At 68.6% G+C, this 12,737-nt stretch carries 9 protein-coding genes and 1 riboswitch; of the genes, 1 reads left to right on the top strand and 8 read right to left on the bottom strand.

Annotation, left to right across the window (positions count from 1 at the left end; translation table 11 throughout):
• Positions 1-9 precede the first annotated feature (9 nt).
• The 8 genes from AC3B6C_RS13910 to AC3B6C_RS13945 are packed head-to-tail and all read right to left on the bottom strand — an operon-like array spanning position 10 to position 10,789.
• Positions 10-2,466 (bottom strand): GcvT family protein, encoded by a 2,457-nt coding sequence (locus tag AC3B6C_RS13910; RefSeq protein ID WP_488373172.1) that lies wholly within the window; start codon positions 2,464-2,466, stop codon positions 10-12.
• A 34-nt stretch (positions 2,467-2,500) separates the two neighbouring features.
• Positions 2,501-3,349: a formyltetrahydrofolate deformylase gene (purU, locus tag AC3B6C_RS13915; protein WP_010843553.1), complete on the bottom strand. Its 849-nt coding sequence runs from the start codon at positions 3,347-3,349 to the stop codon at positions 2,501-2,503.
• A gap of 11 nt (positions 3,350-3,360) precedes the next feature.
• On the bottom strand, positions 3,361-3,957 hold the full coding sequence (locus AC3B6C_RS13920; RefSeq protein ID WP_055475838.1) for a sarcosine oxidase subunit gamma: 597 nt from the start codon (positions 3,955-3,957) through the stop codon (positions 3,361-3,363).
• Positions 3,950-6,787, bottom strand: coding sequence for an FAD-dependent oxidoreductase (locus AC3B6C_RS13925; protein WP_488373174.1), 2,838 nt, complete (start codon positions 6,785-6,787; stop codon positions 3,950-3,952). The genes AC3B6C_RS13920 and AC3B6C_RS13925 overlap by 8 nt, the downstream gene beginning before the upstream one ends.
• Entirely contained in the window at positions 6,784-7,098 is a 315-nt protein-coding gene (locus tag AC3B6C_RS13930; protein ID WP_014925785.1) for a sarcosine oxidase subunit delta, read from the bottom strand. Before AC3B6C_RS13930 ends, AC3B6C_RS13925 begins: the two co-directional genes overlap by 4 nt.
• Positions 7,099-7,120: 22 nt before the next feature.
• Positions 7,121-8,368 carry a sarcosine oxidase subunit beta family protein gene (locus AC3B6C_RS13935; protein ID WP_488373176.1) on the bottom strand — a complete coding sequence of 416 codons (1,248 nt, stop codon included), beginning with the start codon at positions 8,366-8,368 and terminating at the stop codon, positions 7,121-7,123.
• A 13-nt stretch (positions 8,369-8,381) separates the two neighbouring features.
• A complete protein-coding gene (locus tag AC3B6C_RS13940; RefSeq protein ID WP_488373177.1) occupies positions 8,382-9,461 on the bottom strand; it encodes an FAD-binding oxidoreductase in 1,080 nt (359 codons plus the stop codon).
• A gap of 8 nt (positions 9,462-9,469) precedes the next feature.
• A complete protein-coding gene (locus tag AC3B6C_RS13945; RefSeq protein WP_488373178.1) occupies positions 9,470-10,789 on the bottom strand; it encodes an aromatic ring-hydroxylating oxygenase subunit alpha in 1,320 nt (439 codons plus the stop codon).
• A 234-nt stretch (positions 10,790-11,023) separates the two neighbouring features.
• A riboswitch (glycine riboswitch) is annotated at positions 11,024-11,117 on the top strand.
• Between the two features lie 228 nt (positions 11,118-11,345).
• Here AC3B6C_RS13945 and AC3B6C_RS13950 point away from each other — a divergent pair.
• On the top strand, positions 11,346-12,728 hold the full coding sequence (locus tag AC3B6C_RS13950; RefSeq protein WP_488373179.1) for an L-serine ammonia-lyase: 1,383 nt from the start codon (positions 11,346-11,348) through the stop codon (positions 12,726-12,728).
• Positions 12,729-12,737 lie beyond the last annotated feature (9 nt).

The following is a 12,737-nucleotide window of genomic DNA, read 5'->3' on the forward strand; positions in this document are numbered from 1 at the left end:
CCTCTCCGGTCATCTCCGAATTCGGGTCATCTGGGGATCGACGACCGGGTCGGCGATGACGACGGCCTCGTGGTGGGTGGTCTGGTAGGCGACATCGACGGTGACGTCCTCGGCGAGATCGGCCGGTAGCCAGGCGAATGCCAGGCACGCACCGACGGTGGCAGACCACCCGGCGCTGGTGATGTAGCCGACCACCTCGCCGTCCACCGACACCGGCTCTCGGCCCAGGACGACGGCCGCCGGATCGGTGAAGCGTAGTGTGCGCAGCCTGCTCGCCGGACGGCGTTCGGCCAGAGCGGATCCGCCGATGAAGTCCGCGTCGGATCTGCGGATGGCGAAGTCGAGGCCCGCCGCGGCGGGCGTGTGCTCGATCGTCATGTCGACACCGGCCGATCGATAGCCCTTCTCGATTCGCAGGCTGTTGAAGGCGATCCGGCCGGCCGCGATGATGCCGTGGGGCCGGCCCGCCGCCATCACGGTGTCCCACAACGCCCGGCCGTTGGCAGCGGACGTGTAGATCTCCCAACCCAGTTCGCCCACGTAGGAGACCCGCATCAGCGTCACCGGAACCGCGCCGACGGTGGTGGTCGTCGAGCGGAAGTATCGCAATCCGTCGTTGGTGAGGTCGGCTGTGGTCAGCGGGGCCAGAACATCCCGGGCGAGCGGGCCCCACAGTCCCAGGCAGCAGGTGGCGGTCGTGATGTCACGGAGGACGACCGACCCGTCCGCCGGGAGATGCCGGGTGATCCAGTCGAAGTCCAGCGGGCCGTTGGCGCCCACCTGGAACACATCGTCGGCGAGCCGGGCGACGGTCAGATCCGAACGGACACCGCCCTTCTCGTCGAGCATCAGCGTGTAGGTCACCGAGCCGACGGACTTGTCCATCTTGTTGGTGGTGAGGTGCTGCAGCAGGGCGAGTGCACCCGGCCCGGACAGCTCGAACCGGGTCAGCGGGGTCATGTCGTACACCGCGACGTGGCTGCGGGTGTGCGCGGCCTCGGCGACCGCGATGGGCGACCAGTGGCGGGCCGACCAGGTGTCGCGTTCCGGTATCCGCAACCCGTCGGCGACCTTCTGCTCGAGCAGCGGGCGATTGGCCTCGTACCAGGCGGGCCGCTCCCAGAGTCCGCTCTCCCAGAACTCCGCGCCGAGCTCGGCTTCCCGGTCGTGGAAGGGACTCGTGCGCACGTTACGCGGTGCGACGCGCTGATCGTGCGGGTGGATGATGTCGTAGACCTCCTCGAAGGCCCGCGAGCTGGTGGTGAGGATGAAGTCGTCGGTGAGTGCGTCCTCCTCGAAGCGATAGAGGTCCATCTCGTGGACGTCGACGCCGGGGGTGCCGTCGATCATCCACTCGGCCATGGTCTTCGCGACGCCGGCGGAATGGGTCACCCACACGGCCTCGGCGACCCAGAAACCGGCCAGGTCGCGATGCTCACCCATGACCGAATGGCCGTCCGGGGTGAACGAGAAGATGCCGTTGAAGCCCTCTTCGACCTTGCCGTTGCCGAGTTCGGGCAGCAGTGCCACCGTGTGCTGCCACGCGTCGTCGAAGTCCTCCGGGGTGAACATGAGCTTCGAGGGCATCTCGTCGAGCGAGATCTCGGTCTCGTGATCGAGGTCGCCCACGCTCGACGGCATCGGCCGGTGACCGTAGTAACCGATACCGATGCGGTCGCCGTGCTCGCGGTAGTAGAGGTCGCGGTCCTGGTGGCGCAGGATCGGCAGCGTCGCCTCGGCCAGGGCGGGGTTGACGCCGCGGCGTGAGTCGACCGGTGTGGTGATCGCGTACTGGTGGGCCATCGGAACGAGCGGGATGGTCAGTCCCACCCGGCGACCGAACTCACGGCCCCAGAAACCGGTGCAGCACACCACGATGTCGGCGTCGACGACCCCGTTCGCGGTACGGACCCCGCGTACTTCGCCGTTGACCTCGACGACGTCGACGACCTCCTGCCCGCCGCGGAACTCGGCACCGCGCGAGATCGCGCGCCGGGCCTGCGCCTCCACCGCGCGCAAGGCCTTGGCGAGACCGTCATTCGGGGTGTGCAGGCCACCGAGGACGGTGTCGCGTTCCAGGAGCGGATGCATCGCGGCGCATTCGGCGGGGTCGACGAGGCGGTGTTCGACGCCGCGTGCGGTCGCCCAACCGGCCTTGCGGTGCAGGTCCTCCCACCGTTCCGGGGTGGTGGCCAGCTCGAGTCCGCCCACCGGGTTGAAACACCAGCCGTCGGGATGCGACAGCGACGAGAACTTGTCGATCGTGTAGGAGGCGAGCTCGGTCATCGTCTTGGAGGGGTTCGTCGCGAAGACGAGACCCGGTGCATGCGAGGTGGACCCGCCGGTGGCGAAGAGCGGGCCGCGGTCGAGGACGGTGACGTCGGTCCAACCGCGCTGGGTGAGCTCGTCGGCGAGCGAGGTGCCGACGATGCCGGCCCCGACGATCACGACTTTCGGTGCAGCCATGGGAAATCGATCCTTTTCGGGCAGAGGGCTTGGTTCAGGTGAAGACGACGGTGCTGGTCCCGTTCATCAGCACCCGGTTCTCGCTGTGCCACCGCACGGCGCGCGACAGGGCCAGTGCCTCGGCGTCGCTGCCGGCGGTGGCCAGGCGCCGGGGATCGTGGGTGTGGTCGATGCGGATGACCTCCTGCTCGATGATCGGTCCCTCGTCGAGGTCCGGGGTCACGTAGTGCGCGGTGGCGCCCACGTACTTGACGCCGCGCTGGTGTGCCTGGTGATAGGGCTTGGCGCCCTTGAAGCCCGGCAGGAACGAGTGGTGGATGTTGATGGCCCGGCCGCGCAGGGCCGCACACGTCTCGTCGGAGATGATCTGCATGTACCGGGCGAGGACGACGAGGTCGACGTCGTAGGACGACACCAGGTCGAGCATCGCGCTCTCGGCCGCCGCCTTGGTGTCCGGCGACACCGGGAGGTGGTGGAACGGGAGTCCGGCGGACTCGGTCATCGGTGCCAGGTCGGTGTGGTTGGAGGCGACGGCGACCAGTTCGCCGCCGAGGGTGCCCGACCGCCACCGGAAGATGAGGTCGTTGAGGCAATGCCCCAGACGCGAGACCATCACCAGGATCCGTTGCGGCGTCTGGTCGGTGATCGAGTACTCGGCGCCGAGTCCGGCGGCGAGATGGTCGAAGGCCGCGCTCAGCTGCTCGGAGCCGGAGTGGAGTGCGGACGCGAATTCGGTTCGCACGAACAGGGTGTGGGTCATCGGGTCGTCGAACTGCTGATGATCGAGCACCTCGCAGCCGTGGCTGAAGAGGAACGAACTGATCGCGTGCGTGACGCCGCTGCGCGACGGACAACGCAGGGTGAGGATGAATCGATCGGACATCGGGGGTTCCTCTACGGGAGCGGGGCGGGAGTGGGGTCGGCGACGTACTCGGTGGCGGCATCGACGAGCCACGCGGCGAGGTAGTCGGCATAGGAGCTGCGGACGAAGATCGCGAATCCGTCGGGCACGCGATGCACGATCACCGCGGCCTGGGCCAGCAGCGTCTGGGCCACGTCGTCGGGTCCGAAGGCCCTCGGCGACAGGTCGATCGCGCAACCGTGCGCGAGGATCGTCTCCGCCCGGGGGCCGCCGAGTTCGATGCGGGTGCGCTGACCGGACGCGTCGGCGACATAGGCCTCGCCCTGCACGCGGTCGGCGATCGACGCGGCGAACTCGTGCGGTGCCACATCGGCCGCCCAGGCGAGATACTCGTCCGGCCCGAGCCAGATGACCGTGGCGTCCTCGGTTCTCCGCAGCCGGCAGGCCGCGGGCAGCCCGAGGCGTTGCAGCGCCTCCTGCCCGGTCGGTCGGATGACCGCCTGCGCGACGGGGCTCGCGTGGAGCCGGACGACCGGGGCGAGTTCGGCGAACCGTGCCGACCAGTTGTCCAACGGACCGGCCGGTTCGAGGTCGGGCCCCGGGGCGAGGTGCACGGTGGTGTCAGCCATCGCGTCGCGCTCCTTCCGCATCGACGAAAACGGTTGTGGTGATCTCGACTTCGCACAGCGTGTCCCCGATCGGGACGTCGAGACGGGTGCCGACCAGATCGCGACCGCCTTTCACCAACGCCAGAGCGAACGGCCGGCCCAGTTCCGCGCTGCGGTAGCTCGACGTCACGTGACCGAGCATCGCGACCGGGGGTGGGGGCAGGGTGCGGTCGGCGCAGTGGGCGATGATCTGCGATCCCTCGGGAAGCCGGGTGCTGCCGTCCGTGGGCAACAGGCCGACGAGGTGTTTGCGGTCCGGCGCCGTCGCCGACCCGCGCGCGAACGATCGCTTGCCGAGAAAATCGGGCTTCTTCTTCGAGACCGCCCAGCTCATACCGAGGTCGTGCGGCGTGACGGTCCCGTCGGTGTCCTGGCCGATGATCGGATATCCCTTCTCGGCGCGCAGGACGTGCATCGTCTCGGTGCCGTACGGTGTGATGCCGTGCGGCTCACCGGCGGCGACGAGTGCATCCCACACCGCCTGCGCGTATCCGGCCCCGACGTTCACCTCGTAGGCGAGCTCGCCGGAGAAGCTGATCCGCCCGATCCGGACGGGCACCCCGTGGAACGTGGTGTCTCGCCACGCCATGAACCCGAACGCCTCGTTCGACACGTCGAGACCGGTGAACACCGACCCCACGACGTCGCGGGACCGGGGGCCGACGACCGGGAAGGTGGCCACCTGATCGGTCAGCGATGTCATCCACACCCGCAGGTGCGGCCACTCGGTCTGATGCCACTCCTCCATCCAGTCGAGGATGGCGGCCGCGTTGCCGGTCGTGGTGTACACGGTGTAGCGGTCCTCCGCGGTTCGCAACACCGTGCCGTCGTCCTTGACCATCCCGTCGGCGCCGCACATGACGCCGTAGCGGACCTTGCCGACCGGGAGAGTGCTCATCATGTTGGTGTAGAGCAGGTCGAGGAAGTCCGGGGCATCGGGGCCGGCGACATCGATCACCCCGAGCGTCGAGCCGTCGAGAATGCCGACACTCGTTCGCACGGAGGCACATTCGCGTAGGACCGCGTCGTGCATGTCCTCGCCCCCACGCGGGTAGTACCGCGGTCGCTTCCACTGGCCGACATCCTCGAAGACGGCGCCGCGCTCGACGTGCCAGTCGTGGATCGGGGTGCGCCGCACCGGATCGTAACGATCCCCGCGGTCGCGGCCGGCGAGCGCGGCGAAGGTCACCGGGGTGTAAGGCGGGCGGAAGGTGGTGGTGCCGGCGTCGCCCACGGGGATGCCGAGCATCTCCGCCACGATGCCGGAGGTGACGATGCCGGAGGTCTTGCCCTGGTCGTGCCCGGTGCCGATGGTCGTGTAGCGCTTGACATGTTCCACCGATCGCATGCCCGCGCCCAGTGAGCGGGCGATGTCGGCGACGGTCGCGTCGCGCTGCAGGTCGACGAACGACGTGGTCCCGCCGTCGGGTCCATCGGACACGTACCAGCAGATCGCGGGCGCGGCGGGGGTCCGTTCGGTGACCCGTGGGATGCTGCGCAGCTCCGGGAGTCCGATCCCGAGTCCGGTGAGTGTCGCCACCGCGCCGCCTCGTCCGCTGGCCAGGCACTCGGTCAGGGTCGTCAGACCCGCTGCCGCCCCGACGATCTCGGTACCTGCCACGGTCCCGGTCGGCAGGAAGGCCGCGGCGCGGTCGTCGAAGGTGATCGTTCCGCGCAGCTGACTCCACAGGTGGGCCGCCGGATTCCACCCACCGCTGACCAGAACGGTGTCACAGGACAGGGACGAGCCGTCGCTCAGGTCGACCCCGGTCACGCCAGCCGTGCCGTGTGCGCGGCTGACGGTGGTGCCCGGGAGGATCGGGACACCTCGACGGCGAGCCTCCTCGCGTAGGTCCGCGCTGACGGCCGGCCGGACGTCGACGACGGCGGGAACCGACACCCCGGCGTCGACGAGTGCGAAGGCCGTGGAGTACGCGGTGTCGCACGCGGTGAACACCACCGCGGTCCTACCGACCCGCACCCCGTAGCGCTCGAGGTATTCACCGCCGGCGTCGGCCAGCATCACACCGGGCAGGTCGTTGCCGGCGAAGACGATCGGTCGTTCGTGAGCGCCGGTCGCCAGAACGAGGCGACGGGCCCGGATGCGATGCACCCGTTGCCGGGAGAGGTGCGCGGGGGCGTCGGTTCCGAGGTGATCGGTGCGGTGTTCGACGGCCAGCACGAAGCCGTCGTCGTAGGCGCCGAAGGCGGTGGTCCGGGTCAGGCGCGTGACGTGGGGGTGGGAATCCAGCTCGGCGACAGCCGCGGCCACCCACCTCGCTGCGGGTATCCGGCCACCGGGCTCGGCGCGTTCGTCGAGCAGGAGCACCCGCGCCCCGGCACGAGCGCTGGCGACCGCCGCCATCAGGCCCGCGGGGCCGGCACCGACGACCAGTACGTCCGGGTGGTGGTGCAGGGAGTCGTACCGGGCATCGTCGACGGCGCTGCTGAGCTTGCCCCAGCCCGGAACGCCGTGGGCGACGAGACCGGGACACAGCGCGACGGTGGTGGCCGGAACCATCGGTTCGACGAACGGTGCCTCGATGCCCACCTGCGCGGTGGCGTCCTCGGCCCATGCTCCGGTGACACCACGGGGACGTCCGAGGTTGACGCTGGTGGTGACGACCCTGATCCCGTTGGCCAGCAGAGCCGAGGCGAGTGTGTCACCTCGGTAACCGCGGTAGGTGACCCCGTCGAAGACGAAGTCGATGGGCGTGTTGCGGTCGATGCGTCCACCGGCCCCGGTTCGGAAGGGCTGGAAGAGATCGGGTTTCGGGATGGATGTGCTCATCGAGAGGCTCCGGGTGCGGGGTCGGCGGGGGAGTCGGGCGCGCCGGCGGCATGACGCGAAGGCACCGGTTCGCCGGCGAAGGCGTACGTGCGGGTGTCGCGTTCGACGGTGAACCACTGGCGGCACCCGGCGGTGTGGCACCACCGTTCGGTCAACGAACCCTTGGGATTCGGTCGGAAGAACAGGTAGTGCGCCCAGTCCGTGTCGTCGAGTTCGGCGGGTCGTTCTGGGTACGCGACGCCGGCGGCGGCGCCGTAGTGGAACTCGGTCTCTTCGCGTGGCCCGCAATGGGGGCAGCGGATCATCTGCATCGTGGCGTCCTCGCGGTTGCGGTCAGTGGGCGACGGCGGCTGCGCCGTGCTCGTCGATGAGGTGACCGGTGACGAACCGGTCGAGGGTGAACGGGGCGTTGACGGCATGCGGGGCACCGGTCGCGATCGTGTGGGCAAGGGCCCACCCGACCCCGGGGGTCGCCTTGAAACCGCCGGTGCCCCAGCCGCAGTTGAGGTACAGATTCTCGTACGGGGTGGCCCCGACGATCGGCGACGCATCCGGGGTGACATCGACGATCCCGCCCCACGTCCGGAGCAGGCGTGCCCGGCCGAAGACGGGGAACAGTTCGACCGCGGCGGCCATCTGACGTTCGATGATGTGGAATGCGCCGCGCTGACCGTAGCCGTTGTAGGAGTCGACGCCGGCGCCCATCACGAGTTCGCCCTTGTGGGCCTGGGAGACGTAGACGTGCACGGCATTCGACATCACCACGGTCGGGTGGATCGGTTCGAGGAGTTCGGAGACCAATGCCTGCAGGGGATGGCTCTGCACCGGCACCCGGAAGCCGAGCTGGTCGGTGAGGGTGGAGGTGTGGCCCGCCGCGCACAGCGCGACGGTGCCCGCACCGATACGGCCGCGGGTGGTCTCGATCCCCACCACCCGGTCGCCGTCGGTGACGAATCCGGTGACCTCGCAGTTCTGGATGATGTCGACGCCCGCGTCGCTCGCACTACGGGCGAAACCCCAGGCGACGTAGTCGTGCTTGGCGATGCCGCCGCGCGGTTGGAAGGTGGCTCCGAGCACCGGATAGCGGATGTCGGACGAGGTGTTGACGATCGGGCACACCTCCGCGACCTGCTTGGGATCGAGCCACTCGGCATCGATTCCGTTGAGCCGGTTGGCCTCCACGCGGCGGATGCTGTCGCGCACATCCTGCTCGGTGTGGGCGAGGTTGAGCACTCCGCGCTGACTGAAGAGGATCGGGTAACCGAGTTCGTCCTCGAGACCCTCCCACAGTTTCAGCGAGTGCTCGTAGATGCCGGCGCTCTCGTCCCACAGGTAGTTGGAGCGGATGAGGGTGGTGTTGCGGGCCATGTTGCCCCCGGCGAGCCAGCCCCGTTCCAACACGGCGACATTCGTGATCCCGTGCACGCGGGCGAGGTAGTGGGCGGTGGCGAGACCGTGGCCGCCGCCGCCGACGATGACGACGTCATAGGATGACTTGGGTTCGGCGTCGTGCCAGAGGAATTCGGGGTGATGGGGCAGGTGTGCACCGGGGGGAAGGGCGGCGGCGGGGTGGTTTGTCATCGTCGGGTGTTCCTCAGAAATCGATCACTACCGGGGACAGGGGTTCGGCACAGCAGAGCAGGATCTTGCCCTGCGCGATCTCGCGTGGACGGATACCGCCCTGGTGGTTCATCACCACGTCGCCGGAGAGCTTGCGTACCTTGCACGATCCGCACAGACCCACTCCGCACGACGACGGGAGGGTGACGCCCGCCTTCGCGGCTGCGGCGAGAATCGTGGTGCCGGGGCTCACCGTGATCCGCCGCGCACGGCGCGAGAAGTCGACCGCGACACCGGTTTCGGTGTCCGGTTCGTCGGCCGGGAGGCTGAAGCCGAAGCTCTCCTCGTGGATTCGCGCCAGCTCCGAGCCCGCGGCGACCAGCGCGCCACGGACCTCGCTGCGGAAACGCCCTGGTCCGCAGAGGAACACTTCGCGTTCGGCGAGGTCCGGGCAGACCCGCTCGAGCATCGCGCGGTCGATGCGTCCGCGGTGGCCGGTCCAGTCGGCGTGGTCCTCGGCGGCCATCCGCGTCGCCGCGAACGCCAGGGTCACATTGGTGTGCCGGTGTGCGAGTTCCTCCAGTTCGTCTCGGAACGGGATGTCGTCGACGTTGCGGGCGCTGTGTACGAAAGCGATGTCGAGGGGGGACTCGCTGTCGGTGACGGCGCGCAGCATCGACATCACCGGGGTGATGCCGCTGCCGGCGGAGATGAACAGGTACTTCTCGGCCGGTCGGGCGGTGTAGGTGAACCGGCCGAGCGGGCCGGTCGCGGCGATCATCATTCCCTCGACCAGGTTGTCGTGCAGCCAGTTCGAGACATGGCCGCCGTTCACCCGCTTGACGGTGATCGACAGGTTTCCCGGTCGCGTCGGTGGTGAGGAGATGCTGTAGCAGCGCTGGACCGCCCGGCCGTCGATCTCCATGGTGACGGCGAGGAACTGGCCGGGGGCGAAGACGAGGGTCCGGTGTTCGTCGACCTCGTCGATCGGCCGGTCGACCGACTGTCCGGGGCCCGAACGCGGCGATCCGCCCGCCACCCGGAACGTGAAGGTGGCCATGTCCCGGGTGGTGTCGGTCCGGGACACACACTGCAGGAAGATGTCGTCGGCCATGGTTGCTCTCATGCGCTCGCGGCGTCGGACGCGCCGGTGCCGTTGGTCGGGATGTCCAGCCGACGGCGGAGCATCGTGACGTACCAGTTGACGAACGCCTCCACCTGGAATTCCGAGGGGCCGTAGGGTCCGGGAACGTAGGCGGGACTGCTGATGCCGCTCTGGGCGAGCGCTACCAGGTCGGCGTCCTGCTGATTTGTCGTCTCCCAGACGCCGGTGAGGTGGTCGAGGTCGTAGTCGACGCCCTCGACGGCGTTCCGGTGGACGAGCCAGGTGGTGCGGACCAGGGTCTTGTCGGCGGCGATCGGGATGACCGAGAAGACCAGCGCATGGTCGCTGGTCACGTGCAGCCACATGTTGGGCTGGAGATGCATCGACAGCCGGCCGAGCCGCGCCTCGCCGATGTCGGTCAGCAGACGGCCGCAGGCGGCGGACCCGTCGAGGGTGAACGACTCGCCGGCGAGGTCGAGTGCTTCACGCTCGATATGGAAACCCGTTGGGCGCGTGTCGAGTTGCTCGATCCTAGAATGGGGAAGGTCGTGGCGGTCCCAGATCTCGACCTGTTCGGAGGTGACCCGGCGATACCGGTCGTACACCGGCCCGAGGCGCGACGGGATGGACCCGGTGTCGCTGTACCCCCAGGTCGGGAAGAAGACGTTGAGGAGCTCGGGATGCCCGTCGCAGTGGTAACACTCGCGGTTGTTCTCCATCGTGAGTTTCCAGTTGCCGTCCTCGATGAGGTCGGTCTGCTTGGCCACCTTGGCTTCGGCGAGGTGATGCGGGGCCAGGTAGGGCTCGACGATCGCGGCGACCTCGTCGATGTCTGCCGGCGGGTCGTCGGCCAGGCAGATGAAGACGAGCCCGGCGATCGACCGAACGTGCACCGACCGCAGCGAGTAACACGATCTGTCGAACCCGGGGGCCTGGGCGTCGGCGAACTCCAGGCGTCCGTCCATGCCGTAGGTCCACGAGTGGTAGGTGCACACGAACGTCCCGGTCGAGCCGCTCGGGTCGGTGAGCAGGCGGGCTCCCCGATGCCGACACACGTTGTGGTGGGCGCGTACGCGGCCGTCGTCGTCTCTGGCGACGATGACCGACCGGGTGGAGAAGGTGATCGTGACGTAGTCACCGGGCTCGGCGATCTCCGCTTCGGTGGCCACGAAAAGCCATGATTTCGAGAAGATCTCGTCGACATCGAGGTCGAAGAAGTCCCGGCTCACATAGAACGGGGCAGGCAGGCTCTGGCCTGCGACGCGATCGGCGATCAGGGTGCGGGCGTCGTGTTCCGGTGCCCGCGCGGCGGCATGCGCGACGGATGAAGCGGTCATCAGCAGTGCGGGCCTCTCTGCACAGTCGTGGTCGGGTCGAGGGGAAGTGTTGCGGCGCGTGGGCTTCGGCCGTGGAATCGGGTGACCTTCGGAGTCGGCCGGGTTCGACGTCGGCCGGCTCGGACATCTCCTGTTGTTGTTGCGCTGTACGCAACGTACCGCGCCTTGTGCAACAAGTGTGCGGTCTGGGCCTTGCGCTGTCAAGCCGGACGTGCGACTGTTCTCCACGAGCCGCAGACGTGTGCGGGAGATCATCGCGGATGACCGCGACGCCGAAGGAGCAACCGCCTCCCGGGAATCTCTCAGGCCCAGGTACCGCACACCGAGGCAACTCTGGAGACGAATCCGTCAACGCAGCCGGATTGACCGAAGGTGGCCACCACGGTGGCGAAAACTCTCAGGTGCACGGACAGAGCAGGGAGGGCGGTCGAGTGCATCACTCGTCCGAGATCGGTTGGAGTACAACAATGTCCACTTTCGACACATTCGCAGTCGATGGCGCCGACATCACGTCGGCCGCCGCCGAACATCCTTTCCGTCCGGCCGGGGTCCGGGCATGACCGTCAGCGTCTTCGAACTGTTCTCCATCGGCGTCGGACCCTCGAGTTCGCACACCGTAGGGCCGATGCGCGCGGCGCAGCGGTTCGTGTGCGGACTGGCCCGGACGGCCGATCTGCCATCCGTGTCTCACCTTGAGGTCGACCTCTACGGATCGCTGGCCGCGACCGGTGCGGGGCACGGCACCCTCACCGCTGTGTTGCTGGGTCTGGAGGGGCACGAACCCGAGACCATCACCTCCGAGACGAAGTCTCTCCGGATCGCGGAGATGGAGCGAACCGGTCGCATCCGACTCGGCGGCCTCGTCGACCTGGCGTTCACCACCGACGACATCCGCTGCCATCCCGAGGTCATGCGGCCGCGGCACCCCAATGCGATGGAACTCCGGGCGCACACCCGTGACGGCGCCCGCCTGCCGGTCGCGCGATTCTATTCGGTGGGCGGCGGTTTCGTGGTGACCGACGACGAGTTCGACCGACCGGCCGGCGGTGTCGCGGTGCCCCTGCCCTACGGGACCGCGGCGGAGTTGCTCGCGATCTGTGCGGAGGAGGGCAGTTCGATCGCCGAGGTCGTTCTGCGGAACGAGACGGCCACCCGGTCGGCCGACGATGTCCGCAACGGATTGCTGCACATCTGGTCGGTCATAGAGCGCTGCGTCCACCGCGGTGTCACCACCGACGGCGAGTTGCCCGGGGGCCTACGGGTCCGCCGTCGGGCCAAGCAGTGGCGAGACAGTCTGCTGCGTGAGGACCCGTTGCGATCGGCGGCCCACGCCGAGGACTGGGTCAACCTGGTCGCGCTCGCCGTCAACGAGGAGAACGCGGCAGGCGGTCGGGTGGTCACCGCGCCGACCAACGGCGCAGCCGGGATCGTCCCCGCCGTCCTGCACTACGCCCGGCGCTACACACCCGTCGGCCGGGCCGACCCCGACGACGTCACCGTCCGGTTTCTGCTGACCGCAGGGGCAGTCGGTGGCCTCATCAAGTCGGGGGCGTCGATCTCCGGTGCCGACGTCGGCTGTCAGGGTGAGGTGGGCTCGGCGGCGGCGATGGCCGCCGCCGGACTGGCCGAGGTGCTCGGCGGTTCTCCCGCGCAGGTGGAGAACGCCGCGGAGATCGCGATGGAGCACAGCCTGGGGCTGACCTGCGACCCGATCGGCGGTCTCGTGCAGATCCCGTGTATCGAACGCAACGCGATCTCGGCCGGGAAGGCGATCAATGCCGCGCGGATGGCCTTGCGCGGCAACGGAGATCACCTGGTCAGTCTCGACCAGGTGATCGCCGCCATGAAATCGACCGGCCACGACATGAACGCCAAGTACAAGGAGACCGCGACCGGGGGACTGGCAGTCCACGTGCCGCTGGGGGTGGTCGAGTGCTGACGTAGGCCG

It is taken from the genome of Gordonia sp. 11cp, from assembly GCF_057767225.1.